Consider the following 20,128-nt stretch of genomic DNA (forward strand, 5'->3'; position numbering starts at 1 on the left):
CCAGCTTCTATTCTACTAGAAATGTGATAAGTTGGCGAAAATATTTTAGAATTATTAATCTTATTTGCCTATGAAAACTGGCCTCCGCTTTTCGCTGAATGCTTCAAGGGCTTCCATTCTGTCGCGGGTAGGAATAATAACCTCATAAGCATTGGCTTCAAAAGCTAGACCAGTCTGTATATCATGGTCTGCCCCATACTGAATTGCATATTTTGCTTGTGCTACAGCAAGAGGAGCATTTTGTATTATCTCTTCTGCAAGTGACAGACAACATGGTATAAGACTGTTTTTTGATACGACCTTGGTTAAAATTCCACAATGAAAGGCTTCATGAGCATTTATTTTTCTTGCTGTAAAAATTAGTTCTTTTGCCTTCATCTCTCCAACAAGTCTAGTTAATCGCTGTGTACCCCCTGCTCCGGGAATAATCCCCCAGCTAACCTCAGTTAGTCCCATTTCGGCGTGTTCTGCTGCGATTTTAAAATCACAAGCCAGCATCAATTCAAAGCCCCCTCCCAGCGCATACCCATTAACGGCAGCAATAGTTGGCTGTGGCAGCTGGGCTATACTATTAAATACATCTCGTATTTTTTTTACATTTCGTCGTACTTCTGCTTCTCCCAGACCTTTTCTTTCCCTTAAATCCGCACCGGCGCTGAAAGCTTTATCCCCTTCACCAGTTATGATGATGGCTCTTACTTCCCTTGTGCTGTGAAGAGTATCTACTTTGTGACCCAATTCAACAAGTGCTTCATAATTAAAGGAATTTAGGGATCCAGGACGGTTAATGGTAAGAAAAGCTATTTGGCCTTTTGTTTCAAGCCTAATATGGCTCATCCTTTATGCCTCCCAGTCCATGTTTTCAACTATGGTCGCAATTCCCTGTCCCACTCCTACACACATTGTGGCAAGTCCGTATCTGACTCCCCGTTTTTTCATTTCGTGAATAAGCGTTGTGAGAATTCGTGCCCCACTTGCACCAAGAGGATGCCCAAAGGCAATAGCACCACCGCTTACATTCACTTTTTCTGGATCTAAGCCAAGTTCCTGGATACAGGCAAGCGACTGGGAAGCAAAAGCTTCATTCAATTCAACAAGACCTATATCCTCAATTGAAAGATGAGCTCTTTTAAGAGCTTTTCTCACCGCGTATATGGGACCAACGCCCATGATTCGGGGTTCCAGGCCTGCTGTTGCTGAAGTAACATATCTGGCCAGAGGAGTAAGTCCCAATTCCTTAGCCGCTTCATGATCTACAAGCATTAATGCAGATGCCCCGTCATTTACACCAGAAGCATTCCCGGCGGTAACTGTGCCATTTTCAAATAGTGGTTTTAGTTTAGACAGCTTTTCAAGAGAAGTATCAGGACGGGGATGCTCATCCTGGGCAAAAATTGTTACTTCACCTTTTCTCCCTCTTATATTCACAGGGACAATTTCTTCTTTAAAACGTCCTGATTCTATTGCAGCCATGGCTCTCCGCTGGCTTAAATATGCGAATTCATCCTGTTTCTCCCTGCTGATTCCAAACTCTTTGGCCACATTTTCGGCTGTTTCAGGCATGCTGTCAGTTCCATACATTTCTTGTAAAGCTGGATTAATAAATCTCCAGCCTATTGTTGTATCAAAAAGTTCCATATTGCCCCTTGGAAATTCAGCTGCCGGTTTTGCCATTACCATCGGGGCCCGGGTCATACTTTCAGTGCCGCCTGCAATAAATACCTCGCCTTCTCCAGCCAGTATAGCTCTTGCTGCATAATTAACTGCGTCAAGACCTGATCCGCAGAGACGGTTAACGGTTACAGCACCTGTTTCCACTCGCAGTCCCGCTAACAGGGCTGACATGCGTGCTACATTCCGGTTGTCCTCTCCTGCCTGGTTTGCACATCCAAATACGACTTCTTCAATCCTTAAAGGATTAATTTCCGGATTTCGTTCGATTAAGGCCTTTATAACCACAGCACCAAGATCATCCGGGCGCACGCTTTTTAAAGCACCTTTATACCTGCCTATTGGTGTCCTTACAGCATCTACAAAAACAGCTTCGCGCATTAAAATTCCCCCTTATTTATTCTCCTTGATTTTGCCGATACTCATAAACGCCCCGCCCAGTTTTCCGCCCAAGTCTTCCCGCTTTGACGTATTGTTCCAAAAGCGGTGCAGGACGGTACTTATCCCCAAGCTTTTCATGGAGATACTTTAAATTATTCAGGCGGGTATCAAGCCCAACAAGATCTCCAAGTTCAAATGGGCCCATTGGATAATTTAATCCAAGCCTGATTGCCTTATCTATTTCTTCTGGTGTTCCTATTCCTTCCTGAAGCATATAAAAGGCTTCATTTCCCACCAAGGCACTGATCCTGCTAGTTACAAAACCAGGAAATTCATTTACTACAACTGTTTCTTTGCCCATTCTTTCTGCTGCTATACGAATTGCTTCTGCTGTACTGTCGCTTGTTTCAAGCCCGCGAATGATCTCAACAAGCCTCATTTTATGGACAGGATTGAAGAAATGCATAGCAATTACCTTACCAGGCCTCTTGGTAAATGAGCCAATTTCAGTTGGACTCATTGTTGACGTATTCGTAGCGAAAAGACAATTTTCAGGAGCAAACTTATCAATAGCTTCAAAAATAGTTTTTTTTATAGAAAGTACTTCAGGTACTGCTTCGATAATTAAATCTGAACTTCCTGCTGCATCTGCCAGATCGGTGGAATAGTTTAAGTGATTAATAGTCTGGTTGCTTGTGCTTTCGGTTATTTTTCCTCTTGCCAATCCCTTTTCCAAAATCGACAAAATTTCTTTTTCTGCTGCGACCAGCTGTTCCTGTTTGATGTCTACAAGAGTGGCATCAAATCCTCCAGCAGCACATACATATGCGATACCTCTGCCCATTACGCCGGAACCAATTACTGTTACTTTTTGCATATTCAAAGCCACCTTCAATAAAAAAATATGGCGAGCACCAGCATAATTGGTGCTCGCAATTGTCTAAACAGTCTTGCGTTAAATTCCGAAAGGATTCAGCGGACGGCCTCCATAGTAGGAAATGATGCTTTTTGTTTCAGTATAAAGATCAAGTGTTTCCACACAAAGTTCACGTCCAAAGCCTGACTGTTTGTATCCGCCAAACGGTGTTCCCGGGAAGGCGGAAAATGGACAATTCACCATCACTATACCGGCCTGTATTTGTTTTGAAACCCGAGTTGCCCTGCCATAATCCTTTGTCCAGATTGCTGATCCCAAGCCGTATTCGCTATCATTTGCCAGTCCAATCACTTCTTTTTCATCCCGGAATTTCATGACTACGACAACTGGGCCGAATATTTCTTCTCGGACTGCCTTCATTTCGTGATTTACGTTGGTAATGATGGTGGGTTCATACCAGAATCCATTTTCGTAGCCTTCGACAGAAGCCTCTTTGCCCCCAGCAGCAATTACAGCACCGTCTTCAATGGCAGATTGAACATAACCATCAATGACTTCAAGCTGTTTTCTATCAATAATGGCACCAACATGTGTATCCTTTTCAAAAGGATTGCCCATTTTCAGCATCTTTGTTTTGGCAATAAACTTCTCCAAAAATGCATCATAAATGTTTTCATTTACATATAAACGGGAGCGGGCCTCACATGATTGGCCGCTGTTATAAAAAATACCAAACAGTGAGCCATCTACAGCAGCATCAATGTCAGCATCTTCAAAAACAATATTCGGTGATTTGCCTCCAAGCTCGAGGGTTACTCTTTTTAGTGTTTGGGAAGCCTTTGCCATTATATCCTTGCCGATTGGAGTGGAACCGGTAAATGCTACCTTATCAACCTGCGGGTGTTCAACCAGATAGTTACCAACTTCTGATCCTGCTCCAGGAATAATGTTTACAACACCCTCAGGTACTCCTGCTTCAATACAGATTTCACCTAGTACAATAGCAGTCAACGGGGTCAATGAAGCAGGCTTCACAATAACCGAACATCCAGCAGCTATGGCAGGAGCAATCTTCCACGCTGCCATCATTAATGGATAATTCCAGGGAATGATTTGTGCACACACTCCGACTGGCTCTTTTTCAGTAATGTTCTGGAAAGCACCTGGCATGCTGTTTACGGAACCGCGGTGGCTTACTATGGCACCTGCGTAGAATTCGAAATCCTCTATCGCCTGCATAACCTGCCCCTGTGCTGCTGCAAGGGATTTACCGGTATCTAAAATCTCCAATTCTACTAATTCATTGAACCTGGATCGCATTATCCCTGCAATTTTATTTAAAGTACGGGAGCGCTTGTTTACTGGTGAAGTGCGCCACTTTCCAAAATCAAAAGCAGTTCTGGCAGCCTTTACTGCTTTCTCTGCATCCTCTACAGAAGCCTTTGCTACAGTTGCAACAGCTTCTCCTGTAGCAGGATTGTAAGTGGTAAATGTTCCTCCTGTTGTACTGTCGGTTCTCTCTCCATTGATAATCAATTGATAGAATTCTCTTTTTGTTTCCATTGGTTCCAGCTTTTTATCCTTAACAGTTGACAAATAAATCAGCTCCTTTGGAAGTCTCAGTTTATAGAAGTACTTATTCTATTCACCTCTGAAAACAGGCTTTCTTTTTGATAGGAAGGCTTCAACACCTTCGCGGTGGTCCTCGGTTTGTCCGGCGATCCTCTGACCCTGAGCGTCTCTTTCCAGAAATTCTTCAAGATTTTCATGCCAGCTGGCTTTTAAGTTCCGCTTGATCAAGCCTATTGCCTTTGTTGGCATTGAAGCAAGCCTTTCTGCAAAAGCAGCTGTTTCTTCAAGGAAATGATCAGCTGAAGCTAGCCTGGTAACAAGCCCAAGACGAAGGGCTTCTTCAGCAGGAATTTTTTCGCCTAGTACAGCTAGTTCAAGAGCCTTCGCATGGCCAACCAGACGTGGAAGAAAGTAAAGATTACCCGCATCTGGAATCAGTCCGACATGGATAAATGCTTGAAGAAAGCTTGCTTTTTCGGAAGCAATTCTAAAGTCGCAGGCAAGCGCCAGACTCATTCCAGCCCCTGCTGCCACACCATTAACCGCAGCAATGGTTGGCTTTTCGCATTTCTCAATCTCTAGAACCATTGGATTATAAAGTGTTCTGAGTACATCACCAAGATCCGTTTGTTCATCAACACCTTCAAGATCCTGACCAGAGCAAAAGGCCCTTCCGGCACCAGTTAAAACGATTACCCTGATATTTGGATCTTTTGAAGCTTCTTTTACTGCTTTTTGGACATCTTTGTTTAATTGCGCATTAAAGGCATTTAGCTTTTCAGGCCGATTCAGAGTCAGCCATGCCGTATTGCCGCGCACCTCATATGTAACTGTCTCAAACATGAATGGATCCCCTACCTTCCGCTGAAATCAGGTTTTCTTTTTTCAATAAAAGCCCTCATACCTTCCTTTTGATCCTGCGAGGAAAACAACATGGAAAAATTTTTCCTTTCATACTGCATTCCTTCATAAATACTGGAATCTATTGCTTTAAGAACTGACTCCTTAATAAACCGAATGGATAGAGGGGGCTGGGCTGCAATTTTCTTGGCAAAACGGACAGCTTCCTCTAACAGCAGCTCTTTTGAAACTGCCTTATTGATGATTCCATAATGCAAAGCTTCCGCAGCTTTTATTCTTTTACCAGTAAAAAGCCATTCCATTGCTTTAGTTTTACCAGCCAATTTTGTCAAACGGACGGTTCCGCCTGCACCAGGCATGATTCCAAGGTTTACCTCAGGGAAACCAAATTCAGCATCTTCTGCTGCAATAAGCAAATCACAGCAGAGCGCCAGTTCAAAAGCTCCGCCAAGGGCAAAGCCATGAATAGCACCGATAATAGGCTTTTTAATCCATGCAAGCCTATCCCAGTCTGTAAATTGATTTAACATCTCAATGCTGATGGAATCTGCATTGGCCATTTCATCTATATCAGCTCCGGCTGCAAAGCAGCGCCCCTTTCCGCTTAGCATAATGACCTGTACCTCTTCAGACCGGTCATAATCCTCCATTGCAGCCAATATCTCAGAAATCATCCCACGATTGAGTGCATTCAGAACTTTAGGGCGGTTAAGTTCAATAAAACCAATTCCGCCCTCTGCTCTTGTTTCAATAAATTCATAATTACTCATTTACTTCCTCACCAATCATCAGGGTTACCAGATCACCTGCAAAGGACATAACATCTTTTCCGGAAGCCTTTGCCTCGCCTGTTTTCATTGCTGCTTTAAAGGAAGCCATATCGTCATAGTACATTTCACACATTAAATAGTATTTGCCTTCTCCCCCCATTGGGCCGCCAATTATCTTTGTTACTTCCATCTTTCGAAGACCGGGAATTTTAGCCGTAATCGGAGTATGAGTGTTTTTATAATACTCGTCAAAAGTTTCCTTATTTTCAGGGTGTTTGTATAGGGCGATCATTTTAATCATTTTTATCTCTCCTCAAATTGTTTTTAGCTATTCAAAATTTATATCCATAAATTCTGAACGCATAAGGACAACTACGGCTCTCCCTTCGCCTAATAGGCTCGGCAATCACCGAGTTTTCTTTATATATTTGTAAATAAGGGTTTCATTGCCTCAAATGGGTTCCTGCACGATTTGCAGTAGAGTATGCTTCTGCATGCAGCAGGACCAAATAGATTCTCAAGAGTTGTATAGGGCGAACCACAAAAAGGGCAATCTACTTCCCAAATACCGGTTTCCGGAAGTTTTCTTGGAGGCGGGGCAATTCCAAACTCCTTAAGCCTCTCTCTTCCATTTTCTGAAATCCGGTCAGATGTCCAAGGAATATAATGAATAAATTCAACCTGGACCTCGAAACTTGGTACAGCTGCTTTTATTGCTTTTTCTGTATTCTGACGGATTATATCCAAAGCGGGGCATCCTAAAAATGTAGGCACAAGTTCCAATTTAACTGTATTTCCGCTTACCTCAATGCTTTCCATCATACCGAGATCTACTATTGAAATACTTGAAATCTCAGGATCTTTCACTTCATAAAGCGCTTTCAAAACTAATTCTTTTTGATGGTCGCTGCCTATCTTATTCAATGTCATCATTCCCTTGATGGGTTTTTCCAAAGTCACCAATTGGCAGCAGGATCAAGGATATATACCTCATTCATGATTGCCAGCGCTGATTCCAGATCCGCGGTGTGTTCGCCATTACGTCCGTTTCCGCTTTTCATTCCCATACTTTCCGGCATTATACTATTAACAGAAGTGAACACAGGGCTCAGTACTGCCTGCCAGCGGTCTTTAAGAGTTTTATCATGTTCGATTAACGCGAATTTGATAATTTCCTGCCCTTTAGGCCCAAGAGTTATTACTCCCTCCATCTCATCCATTACCTGAAAGATGGCCTTTTCCATTCTTGTCCGAGCTTCTCCTCCAGCAAGCATCAGTTGCTGGAACCACGTTCTCCAATGCATCATGTGATAAAAGAGTTCTATACTTACACGGGCTGCAGCGTCAGCAAGAGGCTGATAAGTGGAATTTTTCAAGGAATCCATTTTGATTTTTTTAGCGGCTGTATAAAAGTAATGCCGAACAACTGTATATGCCCAATCAAATTTAGGATTTTCCAGATAGGTGCCAGTCCCATTAACCATTTCCAGGAGAACCGCATTCAGTCGTTCCTTTGGAGGACGCGAATGCGCCAGGACATCCATGTCTCCTTCCCCTAATTCTTCCAGTAGCTGATAGAATATAGCAGCATGGCCCATTGTGTCTTGATTAATGGAAGAAAAGGCTACATCTTCCTCTATATGGGGAGCCAGACCAAGCCATTCCGATCCACGGTATGCCAAAATAAAATCATCATCAGCTAGCTGATAAAGCAATTCAGTTAATGCAGATTTAAAAGAAGAATTTTGTTTCGCTTCATCTGGGCTAATAATTTTTGTCATGACTGATTTCCTCCCCATGACATAATTTCCTTTTCATCAAGCATGCCCTGTTCATACTGCCGCCATTTCTTCTTTAAATATCCATAACCCTTTGTATTCCGGTAGTCCTTGTTGTCCAGCCTTTTAAGAGTCTCTTTTTCCTCCAGGGTCATTTTCCGTATATTGCTTCTTTTTACGACCCAGATATCGGAGGCAGGTTCCCTGCGCATGAAATTTTCCTGAGCCATAATAAGGGCCAGCTCTTCATTCGGGGCTAACAGGGAAAACTGATATAGCATAGGGGCTGTATCTGATCGGCGGCTGAATACTTCATATTCCTCATAAAACCCTTTTGCCATAGAGCTACCTCCTTTCTCCAGCAGAAGCTGAGCCCAGGGCTTCTCTTACCCACTCATTGGTTTCATAAGAAATCCTTCGGAGCCGGAGGCGTTCTTCTGATTTTGGACCCTTATTTTTAATAATGTCTTTAAACTTGCCCCAATCCGGCTGCTTGTATATCCATTTTCCTGCCTCTTTATCAAAATGCATGGTTGAGTCAGGCAGTATTAGCCCCAAGGAAAGAACACGGGGAATATATTTCGTAAAAAAGTCCTGTCTTAGTTCCTCGTTGGTTTTTGTACGGATTTTATATTTAATTGTTATATCTTGCTTGGAAGTTCCAGTTGTACCCGCATCCCCGGGACCAAAAAACATCAATAATGCTTCCCACCACCGGTTAAGCGATTCCTGCAGCATTACTCTTTGCTTTGGTGTGCCTTCTGCGAGAGCCATAATGATGGACTCCCCGTGCTGAGCATGAAAAACCTCTTCAGCGCAAATTCTTTTTAAAGCCCTTGCATACGGACCATAAGATGCATCAAGCATATTTGTTTGGGTGATAATAGCTGCACCGTCAACAAGCCAGCCAATCAGTCCCGCGTCGGCCCATGTTGGAGCCTCCATATGAAAAACATTATGGAATTTCAAATCACCGCTGAACAAATCCTGCATTATGCTTTCACGGTTTTTTCCATATGGCTTCATTAAATCCTCTGAAACCCGAAGCAATAGCTGTCCATGGCCCATTTCATCCTGGACCTTTGCCATGATACCCAGTTTTCTTTTTAACGAAGGAGCTTTAGGGACCCACTCCTTCTCAGGAAGTGCACCCATAATCTCACTAATTCCATGCATAGAGATTAATTTGATTAAGGTTTTTCGGTATTCTTCCGGCATCCAGTCATCTGCTTCGATTTTCTCTCCTGCTTCAATACGCTTTATAAACAGTGCGTGCTTTTCATCCTCCGCCAGTAAACCATAAGAAACAGTACTATCCATCTATCCGCCTCCCATTTTGTATAACGCGTATTTATCGATACTAATTTTTAGTGTTATATATTTAATATAAAAATAACGTGAAGATAGTGAAAAGTCAATTGATTTTTCTGAAAATTTGAAGAATATTAAAATTAAATAAAAAAAACACAACCAAAGCGCGTGGAGAACCACTTTTTGGCTGTGTTTTTAATTGGGCTACATTAAACATGCATGTGTTTCACTTATAGTTGCCTCTTTCCGCGAAAAGCATTTGCTAACATCAATGGCGGCTTTTCGAAGAGCTGAATGGTGTTTATTCAAAAACTCTATGGCGCAGGAGCACTAAGAGTCTTCTCGGCGATTCAAACCTGTTCGCTCTCCCATTATCCCGCTCTTCCAGTCCTTTAACACAGCTTTAATAAATTTGAGAATAGAAATTTATATAGATCCCTGTGAAATTTTATGACAGGTAAAAAAATGAAAATGGAAAAGGAGGCTCTCCTTTATTTTAAAAGGACAGCCTCCCTTATGTTAATCCCAATCCTCTGTTACCTCCAGAAGATGATCAATTTCAATTGTATTTTTGAAAATGTAATCATTTGCCGAATCCGTTTCATGGGTAGCTTCTAATAATTTGTCTATATCAATAAATTTAACTGCCATTATTGAATCCCCCACTTCCAGTCCTCTTTACCTATAAACTACGGTATAAAGTCTTACTAAATGGGGGTCTTTTGAATTAAATTATTTTTTCATTTATTAATTCCGTCTCGGTATTTTTAACTAGACGTTCTCCCATTTCTATAAAACTCTTCGGAAAAGGTGCATCCTTGTCGGAAGGCTCACGAAATTGATTTAAGGAAGCACTGACATTTCCCACGTTCCCTTCTACATCTACATCTGTTTTGTATTCATGGGAAAGCATAAAGGGTCTGCCCAGCTCTACACGGCTGTTTTCCTGTTCCAAATCTCCGTCAAGTGCTGTAATCGGTATCCTTAAATACTGTTCTTCTTCACCTTCATCCAGTTTGTAATCAAAAAATCCATGGTCATAATCCCAGTTTCCTCCTACCGTATATCCAAGGCCTTCCAGTTTACTTTTAAGACCGCTAAGAACTGCTTGTTTCCCTTCTAATGTGGATTTAATATCAATCATTATAGTCCCTCCCGTTTTTTCCTTTATATAAGGGTTTTCCACTATGTCGAAAGGTTTAAACTATGAAACTCTTTATTTGGAAGAATATCATTTCAAAGTATATAAATCTTTCACTTTAACAGATTTAAATAGGAAATCGTCATATGCTTGAAGCTTTTTCAATGGGCTGGAAGCGACCAGGCAGATGCCCAGTGTGGAACGATGGTGATCATGGGGGGCTGTCATTTTTACAAACCACTTCATTTTAGGATTCTTTCCCATTCGAAAAGAATAGCAAATTTATCACCCTTTAAAAAAGCATCAAAATTTATTTTAGCAATTTGCTATTCTTTTAAAATTCTATTCATACTTTGTTCATTTTTATGGGATATGATGTTCTCATAAGCGTGAATGCTTGCCTCCCACACTACAATCCGGCATATGGCCGGATTGCTTTTTTATTGCTATGTTAATTTGTTGTTGTTTTTTTTATTAAATAGCACTGAAAAAAAGGTCATTAAAGAAAAACTTTAATGACCTAAAATATTCTTATATAGTCCCCCTGAAGAAGTATGGAACAGTGCGGATGGAGTAGTAGGTTTTAATTTAGCCTTATAGCTTTTTTCAGTTTCATCAAAGTCTATCTAGCCTATTTAATCATTACTTCCCGTATTACTGCTTCTTTAAGTTTTCACCTTCCTGTGCAGCACTTCCACGCAGTCTATAATCATAACCCTCTTCCTTTTTGGGATCGGTAATAAATGTATAGACAACATTAACTATTTCATAAGAAGAAATTTACCCCATCATTTCCTTGTCATATTAGTTCCATTCTTTTAACTTAGGCATTATTGTATTTTTCCATATTGAAATGAATGTTGCTTCTCCTTTTGCAGATTTTTGTTTGTGCCATTCATTATAACTGGCTACAACTATTAAAATGGATCCTGCAGCCAGGAGGTAACCCCACCATGGCATATTGCCCCAGTACGGTCTCGTCTGAAGAAATAGATTTAAGAGTAAAACACCTGATCCAGTAAAGAAGTATGCTTTAATCCTCCAGGCCATTCCGGCAAGCATGGATACTAGAGACAAGGTTCCAAGTATCATAGCATCGTAGACTGTTGAGCTTTTTAGAGCATCCTCTATAAGACTGGCTGCAGCAGCAATCAAAACTACCCATTGTATACTGTTCATTTGCACGGCAAAACGGCCTCTTAAAACTCTTCGGCAAAAGATCATTAAAACAATCCAGGGAAGTACGATCGCTTCTCTCTCCCATATGCTTGGTATGTGCATATACTTAAGTGTTGAATAGTAAGGCTGAAGCAAATACCCTCCCGATAAAACTGGAACCAAAAAGGAATAAGCCTTATAAACACGATTTCTTTGCATCCATATGGTAAGTGAAATAAGAATGCCAGGTAAGGCAATTGTCCATATAGCATCCGTGTCAAAGTAATACATAAGCCCATAAAAAAGAAAGGAGATAATGGTATAGCCATCAAGTTTTGTTTTAAACATTTCTGAATGGGATTCATATAAAGATTTATAGGTACTCCTTCCTATCAAGGCAAGACCTGCACCCAAACCTCCGGCCAAAAGCATTTTTTCAAAAGGGCCCCAAGCTGTTTCTATTGTGAATTCGATTGTACCTATAAAAACAAGGAAAAGGACTACTATATTCAGGAGATCCCATTTTATCCGATGCAGAAAAATTAAAATCGCTGTTCCAAACACTAATATTTCAATATAAAGATAGTAGTCAAATGGATAGGAAATTACACAGGCGCCTATTCCTATCAGCGAAAAGGGAACAAGATAGTAAATTGTTCTCTTTTTAAAGTCTTTTGAACTGAATAACCAGAAAGTAAAGATAAGCAATGCAGTGGCTGGGAAATCATAAATACGATTCTCAGGAATGTTCATGGAGTCGAAAATAGCTTCAATGGTAAGGAAAACCATGGTGAAAGAAGCATATAAGAAGCTTTTTACAGACCATTCTTGTTTGCTAATGTAAACACTTGCACCATAAACCAGGAAAGCGATAAAAAGACTGTATTCTCGGTCTGTCGGGTACCCAAAGCATATTAGGGCAAGTGACAGCGGATAAATAATTTGGCCAGCCCAGGCAAAGCTTTCTGACAGTTTTCTATCTGTTTTTCTCGATATTAACGAAATAATCAATAGAGTTATTGGTCCGAACGGAACAACCATTGATTCTCCAAGAGGTGTTAAAGGTGTGAACATATCAAATGATTGAAACAATGAATAATACAATATTAATGTTAACCCACTCAGTAAAAAACATAGCCACCGGACGCCTGCCTGTTTATGAAGAATGTAATACATGGCTATGCCTATTGCAAAAATAAGTGGCTGTACCCATACTTCATTAATTGAATCTACGGGGACAAATAACATTCCTATTGTAATAAAAATATAGGAAACTATATTTGATGGATAGAAAAATTTCGGAAAGGCAGACTTTTTCCATAACCTGCTCGACATCATCAAAATAATTGCAGCAATAGTCAAATTTGCTGGCTGGCTAAATTCTCGGTCCCAATCCAGGGAAAAAGTATTAAGTTTTTCACCAAATGCTGCGACTGATAGCCCCAGTGAAACAGGCAGAATCCATTCAGTTGCAGCAGAATAAAACTTCCTTTTTTCCAATCTGAAAAGAATGAAAGAAATGAATGAAAACAGAAGGAACATAACGCCAAGCAGAAGATAGCTTTCAAGGACTGCTGCTGCAAATAATGAAAGAAGCATTATTACACTTCCAACATCTCTTGAACTTTCCTTGATAACATTTGTTTTTGGAAGTTTAACCGTTCCCAGTAAAATAAATAGCGAAAAACCTGCAATAAAAAACCCCATCGCAAAATTTATCTTAATAATCCAGTGGTCAGCAAGCTGAACCAATTCATATAAGGAAGAAGCCGCAAAAAAGGAACTTAAATAAGGAAAAAGCCTTCCTGCCCTGATGTTTGAAAGGTATAGAAAATTTGCAGTTATGACGATATATGCTAGAAACAGGACAAATGAAGGAGACCCCATCCTAACAAGCATTCCTTCAAGGCTAATATAAATAAATGCCAAAGCAGAAATAACAGCACTGGTATATTGGAAGGCCAATTCAAGTGAAGTCTTTTCTTTAATGCTTTTTGGAATGAACAAAAATCCAGCCCCAAGCCCAGCATAAAGGAGAGCTGAGAAATGGCTGAGGAAGCTATGTTCAATTAATTGGTATGCACCATAAACCAGTATTACGGTAAATACAAAATGATATTCCTTTCTTCCCGTTACAAATATCATGGATAGATAAATAACAGCTGTCAGCAAAAGGTTAAATCCATATTGAACTTCATTTTGGAAAAGAAAAAGCATAAAAAGGGTTGAAAGGACCAAATTTACCTGAGTGTATGAGAATAGTTCCTTCGTAAATAATTTAATTGATTCTCTGCCTTTTAGACGATGATATCCATAAATCAATACGGCGTTTAATAGCATGATTCCAAGGTAAAAGGAGTCTTGTTCCAAGTTAAATGCCGCAATAAGAAACGCTGCGGCTGCTGACACTGAAATAAATGAAAACCAAACAAACAGGCGGGACTGCAAGGTTTTTGCAAAATAAATATAAACCAATATTGGCAGAATGCTCACAAGTAACCCAAGGAAATTTTTACCTGGTCCATCCACTGTTAAATAGGATCCAAGCAGTCCAAACCAGCCTAATGAAAGAATAAATATAGGCAAAAATAAACTTCCGAGTACATTAAAGGCGAATGCTGTTTTATCAATATGCAATACCTTTCTTGATAGGAGGGCTATTCCTAAAAACAAAACAGCAACCGCTGCGATGGAGGTACTTTTCATTACAGAGGTCATTGTAGCCCAATTACTAGTAGCTACAAACAATCCACCGATCAGTAAAAAGATTACTCCGATATTCAAGGACCAAGTAATATTTCTTTCTCGTATCTCCTCTTGGGAGGGAATCTTTTTCTCTTTAATCGATTTAACTGGTTTGGTTTTAGCAGGTTTCGGCTCAGGTTTTAATAATGGAAGCTCCTTTTCATCAGGCGCATACTCTAAGGAATCTGAAGACTGATGTGATATCTCCCAAACCTTCTCCTTATCTAAATAATATTCTCTATAGGCAGCTGAAACCTGCCTAAGTACCTTTGAAGAAAGATAGCCGTCCTCCCTTAACTTGTTTAGCTCCTCCCAAAATATCTTTTTCCGCTTATCTATAATTTCTTTATCCATTACTTTTCCCGCCTTCCTTAAAGGCTAAAAATTCCACAATATCCCTTATAGTGTAATTTTACACAAACGCAGAAAATTTTCAATCATTTTTTGAAATATTTAACAGGAGTGAAATGGTAAAAGATTTTAGCCATATGTCCACGCATAATTTATATTTTTGAATAAAATGCATTAACGAATTATTGGAGGTGTTAATATGGGTGGCGGATACGGAGGCGGCTTTGCGCTAATCGTTGTTCTGTTTATCTTGTTAATCATTGTAGGCTCTGCATACGTTTACTAAGCAATGCCTGCAGGGAAAGCGCCAAGTAAGGGCGCTTTCTTTTTACATAATGATTTTTAATTTCCAGTGCCGGTTATGATAAAATAGAGAGAAACACGTTATTTGGAGGCATATATGCTTACTTTTGAAGAAAAACTGACTATCATTGAATCATTTACCGAGCTAAACAGAAAAGATGTTTCTTTAAAAAGAGTTAACTTTCAATATGAGGAGAGTAACTCAGATAAAAAGAATATCGTGTACCATCTCCACCCAAATGGAAATGGTTTTGTATATGCCGGAAACCTTGAAGGTTATGAGACTGACGAAAAAGGAATGGTAAATATAAGGGATTTCACAGCGGAAGAGCTTAGGAATCTTTTGCGAAAGACAATTCATTCCTTGTCGCCGGAAAATAAGGAACAACAAGGAGAACAAAAGGAAATAATCGCTGTTGAGGAACTTTGGAGAGATGACGAGGACAACCTTTTAAAATTAAAGTTTGAAAATGAATTGTGGAACCTTTATTTCGGGGTAAATATTGAAACAACTTTCGGAACCTACGAAGAAGCTGCACTATATTTGCAGGAAGAAGGATTAAAGAAAATATAAATGAAAGAGGCCGCCTAACGGCGAGCCTCTTTTTGTATAAATCTTTATTGAGCAAGAATAAGTTTTTTCATGGCCTGTATTTGCCCTAAATGGTTAGCTTCATGGAATATTGCCATACCAGCTAATTCACCAAAGGTTTCAAGACCATGAAAAGGCTTATTTAATGTTTGATTGAAGCTGGAGACCTCTATTTCTTTTAAACGGCTAAGCTGTTCCTGCAATTGAGCAGTTAATTCTTCAACAGAAGGAACTTTGCCACTCCAGTCTGCAGGCTTGGTGCCATTTCCGAATAATTGTATATATAATTCCGGCAGGTTTGTTGATTTCTTCGGCAATCCAAACATAAATTGCTCTGTAACAGTCAAAACATGCCCGATATGCCAATGGATGGTATTATTAAATCCATTAGGCTGAGCGTCGGCAGTTGCCTGGTCAATTGAGGCAATATTTTTTAAAAAGTTCCGGCGTGTTAATTCAAATTGTTTTAATAATATTTCACTCATGATATCTCCCCCTTTTGATACTATTATCCAATTTGGAGAAGCAAATTGGCAAGTTTTTACTTGCTGTCTTTTTCCAATTCTTTATCAATCATTTCATCCAGCCGCTTCAGACTATTTATTGCCCGTATCGAATCTATCGTTCGATAATGATGCATGCCACCCTCCTCTTCATCCTTTTCATCCGCCCACTTTACAATTTGCTGAAGAGGAGTCCTGACTATATCATTTGAAGGCAGAAAGGAATCTGTATGAAAAAGAATAGCAAGTGCAATGGTTTTTGCTTTCACAGGGTTTTCTCCAAGGCGGATCAAAAGCTTATGAGCCCTTTCAGCCCCCTTTATAGGATGAATATCATTTTTTCGGTATAATTCATAGTCCCATTTACCATTTTTATACCAGGTGTAATGGCCGATATCATGCAAAAATCCAGCTTTTGCGGCTATATCGGTATCAACATTTTGCTCTTTAGCAAGGTGAAATGCATGGTATGCAACAGCAATGGCATGAGATAAACCAGATCTGTTTAAGAATTTTTGGGCAATATGCTGATTAAATATTTCTGTCAATGTTACATCTCTCATTACCGAACCTCCAATCCTTAAATATGTATCCTGCTGTGAACAAAATAAAACATTCAATTAAGGAAAAAAGCAATACTTCAAAAAGTATTGCCATTTAGCGTAAATGATAGTCTGGTTTATCTTTGGGATTTTCTGTACCCTGCGGTCTGAGCTTCCTTCTCCGTGCAGAACCAAACTATATTATTCATATTAGAATTATAAAAGGCCCCCTCTGGTACATGGTAAATATGAGAGTTGGCATTTCCTTTAATTTTTCCTTCGCAATTTTGGCTTTTTTCCTTGTTAACCGTTTCTATATTATCAGAAGACTTTTGCGAGGAGCCACCTGTGCCTGCATTTTCCTTGTGGAATCCATCTTCCTTCGAATAATTTTCAATTGACCAGATTCCCAGTCCCTGATCCTGAGCTTGTTTTTGAACTGCGTAAAATCGGTCTACATATTTTGTGTTAGGTGGATATATATACGCTACACGCGCCAATCCTTTTTCTAGAAGAGTTTCATTAAACATTTTTCCATCCACATAAATATAGGCTAATAACCGGCCATATTTATCCCGACCATCCCCAATACCTGTTTCAACCTGTATTTTTCGGCCAACATACAGTGTTTCCTCGGTGAATTTAGCCGCTTCAGGACCAAAAGGCTGGACTCCGAGACGTGGATGGTGTGTTTCCGGGGTATCAATGCAAAGCATTCTTACTTTTTCCTCTCGTCCGTTCAAATTTATAACCAAGGTATCTCCATCAACATTTTTTACAACTGTAGCTTCCTTTAATTTAGGATTTCCCACAGAGGCAGTTGTTGGCTGATCCGAATTGGACTGACTAATCTTTGACGTCCTAGTATCAATACTGGTGCAGGCCGTTAATAAACCTGATAGTAAAACAAAGCTGAAAAGAAAAGAAAAAAATCTATATTTCATGTGTGTACTCCTTTTTCTACATTAACAGTTGGGTAATCAAATAATCCGGAAATCCTTCCATTCCTGTGGTAACAGCTTTTGATACTTATTTTCGAGGAATCGATCATCCATCAGTACAATTGTTCCATAATCATCCTCAGAGCGAATCAGTCTGCCTGCTGCCTGCAAAACTTTATTCATGCCAGGATAGACATAAGAATAATCAAATCCATTACTTCCTTGGGCCCTATAGTAATCCTTAATAATATTTCTTTCCAGTCCAACCTGTGGAAGCCCGACACCGACACATACGACTCCGTTTAACCGTTCACCTTTTAAGTCAACTCCTTCAGAAAAGACACCACCTAACACGGCAAATCCAACTAGTGAATTCTTGTTTTCCTCCTGAAAGCTGGCAAGGAAAGCTTCTCTTTCCGATTCTGCCATTCCACGGCTTTGAATAATTGTCTCAGTCATAGCATCTATTTCTTTAAAAGCTTCAAATGTTTCCATCAGATATTGGTAGGATGGAAAAAAAACAAGATAATTTCCGGGTCGTACAGTGATTAAATCATTTATCGTTTTTGCAATTGGATTATAGGACTTTTCCCTGCCTTTATATCTAGTGGATATGGGGTAAATAAAAACCTCGGTCTGGCTGCTAGCAAAAGGAGAATCGATGGATACCTCCATTGCTTCGTTATTAGCCCCAAGCATTTCTTTGAAGTAATTCATTGGCGTAAACGTAGCAGAAAAGTAAACCTTGGAATGATAGTTTTTTCCCATTTTGCTCAATAATAATGACGGGTCAAGGCAAAAAAGCTTTATAGTAGCTTCTTTTCTATCAGCTTGAATCATAATAGCATAATGGTCGTCAAAAAGGGCAGCTGTTTTCACAAAGGCAAGAGTCATGAAGTAAGCATCAAGAAGCTCCGTGTCAGTGCTGCCAGATGCTAATTCTTCTTCTGTTCTACTATTAAATTCCGCAGCCAGTTTAAAGAGATTATCAGGAAACTCCGAAAGAATCCATTCCTTGCGATTGTCAGCTTCCTTTTTGAGATCGATAAAATATTGATTAATATTTTTGGCTGATTCGAAAATTCTTTGGTTTTTACCTTTATAGGACCTTTTTATGTTAAGAAAGGGTGACTTCATTAAGCTGCCGCTAAACATGCCCCTTGCCCGGTCAACAAGGTTATGAGCCTCATCAATTAATAAAAGAGACCTCTTCTTATATTCCTCAGAGAATCTTTTCAAAGAAATTCGAGGGTCAAATATGTAATTGTAATCGCAGATTACGGCATCTGCTATGTAGGCCAGATCTAATGAAAATTCAAAGGGGCAAACCCTATGCTTTTTTGAATATTCCTCAATTGTCCCACGAGTTATATTATTTTTATTTTTATAAATGTCGAGTATGGCCCCATTAATACGGTCATAATATCCATCCGCAAAAGGGCACATATCTTTTTGGCAGGATGTGGTGTCATTTAAACATACTTTATCCTTTGCTGTAAGAGTGACTGTTTTAAAATGTAGCCCTTCTTTTTCTAATAGCTGAAAGCTTTCCTCCGCAGTTTGGCGCGTTATCGTTTTAGCCGTTAGGTAAAAAAGGTGGTCTATTTCCTCTTCACCAACAGCTTTAACCGAGGGAAAAATAGTGGAAATGGTCTTTCCTATTCCTGTTGGAGCTCTTAAAAACAGTTCTTTCTTTCCCTTGATGGCATCATATACAGAGGCCGCTAGCTTTTTTTGCCCCTTGCGATAAGTTTTAAAAGGAAAAACCAAATCCTTTATACTTTGGCGACAGAGGTTTTTATGTTCTGACAACATTCTGGCAAATGGAAGAAAATCCTCCAATATCTCTTTTATAAAGCTTTCCAATTGCTGAAAAGAAAAGGTTTGATGAAATCTTTTAAGATCATCTGTTTTACTGTCCACATAGGTAAGCTGGATACTTATTTCTTTTATACCTTTATCCATGGAGAACATATACGCATAGCATTTTGCCTGGGCCAAGTGTACTGGGTAGGAATCAATTAAAATACCCTCTATACCCGCTGCAGTAGATTTTATTTCATCAATGATGATATTCCCTTTTTCCCCAAAAAGCAGGCCATCACATCTTCCTTCCAATTCAAACAAAAAACCACCGTGTTCTATTGAAAGCTTTAACGGAACTTCTTTCTGGTCGCCTTCATTATAGGTCTTTTGAATTTTTTGATGTGCCCTTGTCCCTTCACTCAAGCTTGTTGGCGCTTGGAACCTGGAATCTATACTGCCACTGCGAAATACATATTCTACAAGCGGCCTGACTGAAATATGGTAATGTGGAAGATTTAATTCATTCATAGCACGGTTTCCTATCTTTTTTCGAACTTTTGTTCTTATTGTATCCTTTTTTCTACAAATTGTCCAAGTTCCTAGGAAAGCTTCGTCGGCTTTGCCAAGCAGTTTAGGAAAAGTAGAATAATTAGTTAAAATGGAACTTCCCGCACCATTCCATTTATTTTAAGGCTGCTTGGTTATACTGAAACTAGAAACTTTAGTCTCTAGCGCCGATCGGCTCCCGGAACGCCAGCGGAAAGCGAGCGCAGGAAGCAAGTTTATGACTGCAAAAAATTAACAGTAAAAACTATAAAAATTCAG

At 39.7% G+C, this 20,128-nt stretch carries 20 protein-coding genes; 2 read left to right on the forward strand and 18 right to left on the reverse strand.

The annotated features are described in order from the left end of the window. Positions 1-60: 60 nt before the first annotated feature. From G8761_RS10690 to G8761_RS10750, 14 genes are all read right to left on the reverse strand, one after another. On the reverse strand, positions 61-837 hold the full coding sequence (locus tag G8761_RS10690) for an enoyl-CoA hydratase-related protein (RefSeq protein ID WP_166026400.1): 777 nt from the start codon (positions 835-837) through the stop codon (positions 61-63). 3 nt (positions 838-840) lie between these two features. Then, positions 841-2,052: an acetyl-CoA C-acyltransferase gene (locus tag G8761_RS10695; protein WP_166026402.1), complete on the reverse strand. Its 1,212-nt coding sequence runs from the start codon at positions 2,050-2,052 to the stop codon at positions 841-843. Between the two features lie 16 nt (positions 2,053-2,068). Next, positions 2,069-2,929 (reverse strand): 3-hydroxyacyl-CoA dehydrogenase, encoded by an 861-nt coding sequence (locus G8761_RS10700; RefSeq protein ID WP_166026404.1) that lies wholly within the window; start codon positions 2,927-2,929, stop codon positions 2,069-2,071. A gap of 78 nt (positions 2,930-3,007) precedes the next feature. After that, positions 3,008-4,525, reverse strand: a complete 1,518-nt coding sequence (locus G8761_RS10705) for an aldehyde dehydrogenase family protein (RefSeq protein ID WP_166026406.1) — start codon at positions 4,523-4,525, stop codon at positions 3,008-3,010. A gap of 45 nt (positions 4,526-4,570) precedes the next feature. Next, on the reverse strand, positions 4,571-5,344 hold the full coding sequence (locus G8761_RS10710; protein ID WP_166026408.1) for an enoyl-CoA hydratase-related protein: 774 nt from the start codon (positions 5,342-5,344) through the stop codon (positions 4,571-4,573). A gap of 11 nt (positions 5,345-5,355) precedes the next feature. Further along, positions 5,356-6,132 (reverse strand): enoyl-CoA hydratase/isomerase family protein, encoded by a 777-nt coding sequence (locus G8761_RS10715; protein WP_166026410.1) that lies wholly within the window; start codon positions 6,130-6,132, stop codon positions 5,356-5,358. After that, positions 6,125-6,433: an EthD family reductase gene (locus G8761_RS10720; protein WP_166026412.1), complete on the reverse strand. Its 309-nt coding sequence runs from the start codon at positions 6,431-6,433 to the stop codon at positions 6,125-6,127. Before G8761_RS10720 ends, G8761_RS10715 begins: the two co-directional genes overlap by 8 nt. 119 nt (positions 6,434-6,552) lie before the next feature. Next, entirely contained in the window at positions 6,553-7,056 is a 504-nt protein-coding gene (gene paaD / locus G8761_RS10725; RefSeq protein ID WP_243449980.1) for a 1,2-phenylacetyl-CoA epoxidase subunit PaaD, read from the reverse strand. Positions 7,057-7,088: 32 nt separating this feature from the next. Further along, positions 7,089-7,913, reverse strand: a complete 825-nt coding sequence (gene paaC, locus G8761_RS10730; RefSeq protein WP_166026414.1) for a 1,2-phenylacetyl-CoA epoxidase subunit PaaC — start codon at positions 7,911-7,913, stop codon at positions 7,089-7,091. After that, complete coding sequence (paaB, locus tag G8761_RS10735) at positions 7,910-8,251, reverse strand: 1,2-phenylacetyl-CoA epoxidase subunit PaaB (protein ID WP_166026416.1); 342 nt, start codon at positions 8,249-8,251, stop codon at positions 7,910-7,912. Before paaB ends, paaC begins: the two co-directional genes overlap by 4 nt. A gap of 4 nt (positions 8,252-8,255) precedes the next feature. Then, a complete protein-coding gene (paaA, locus tag G8761_RS10740) occupies positions 8,256-9,230 on the reverse strand; it encodes a 1,2-phenylacetyl-CoA epoxidase subunit PaaA (protein WP_166026418.1) in 975 nt (324 codons plus the stop codon). A gap of 510 nt (positions 9,231-9,740) precedes the next feature. Beyond that, complete coding sequence (locus G8761_RS27645) at positions 9,741-9,872, reverse strand: hypothetical protein (protein WP_275940697.1); 132 nt, start codon at positions 9,870-9,872, stop codon at positions 9,741-9,743. A gap of 76 nt (positions 9,873-9,948) precedes the next feature. Next, entirely contained in the window at positions 9,949-10,365 is a 417-nt protein-coding gene (locus G8761_RS10745) for a YugN family protein (RefSeq protein ID WP_166026420.1), read from the reverse strand. An 801-nt stretch (positions 10,366-11,166) separates the two neighbouring features. Further along, positions 11,167-14,619: a hypothetical protein gene (locus G8761_RS10750; protein ID WP_166026422.1), complete on the reverse strand. Its 3,453-nt coding sequence runs from the start codon at positions 14,617-14,619 to the stop codon at positions 11,167-11,169. 196 nt (positions 14,620-14,815) lie between these two features. Between G8761_RS10750 and G8761_RS10755 the strand changes: the two genes are divergently transcribed. Both G8761_RS10755 and G8761_RS10760 read left to right on the forward strand, forming a co-directional pair. Next, on the forward strand, positions 14,816-14,902 hold the full coding sequence (locus G8761_RS10755) for a YjcZ family sporulation protein (protein WP_155899821.1): 87 nt from the start codon (positions 14,816-14,818) through the stop codon (positions 14,900-14,902). A 114-nt stretch (positions 14,903-15,016) separates the two neighbouring features. Further along, entirely contained in the window at positions 15,017-15,493 is a 477-nt protein-coding gene (locus G8761_RS10760; RefSeq protein ID WP_166026424.1) for a hypothetical protein, read from the forward strand. A 44-nt stretch (positions 15,494-15,537) separates the two neighbouring features. Here G8761_RS10760 and G8761_RS10765 read toward each other — a convergent pair whose 3' ends face one another. The 4 genes from G8761_RS10765 to G8761_RS10780 form a co-directional block, all read right to left on the reverse strand. Then, a complete protein-coding gene (locus G8761_RS10765) occupies positions 15,538-15,996 on the reverse strand; it encodes a DinB family protein (RefSeq protein ID WP_166026426.1) in 459 nt (152 codons plus the stop codon). Positions 15,997-16,052: 56 nt separating this feature from the next. Further along, entirely contained in the window at positions 16,053-16,577 is a 525-nt protein-coding gene (locus tag G8761_RS10770) for an HD domain-containing protein (RefSeq protein ID WP_166026428.1), read from the reverse strand. Between the two features lie 116 nt (positions 16,578-16,693). Continuing rightward, entirely contained in the window at positions 16,694-17,500 is an 807-nt protein-coding gene (locus tag G8761_RS10775; protein WP_166026430.1) for a thermonuclease family protein, read from the reverse strand. Between the two features lie 36 nt (positions 17,501-17,536). After that, on the reverse strand, positions 17,537-19,831 hold the full coding sequence (locus G8761_RS10780; RefSeq protein WP_166026432.1) for an ATP-dependent DNA helicase: 2,295 nt from the start codon (positions 19,829-19,831) through the stop codon (positions 17,537-17,539). Positions 19,832-20,128: the final 297 nt, after the last annotated feature.

It is taken from the genome of Neobacillus terrae (assembly GCF_011393025.1).
Classification (GTDB): Bacteria; Bacillota; Bacilli; order Bacillales; family Cytobacillaceae; genus Neobacillus_A; species Neobacillus_A terrae.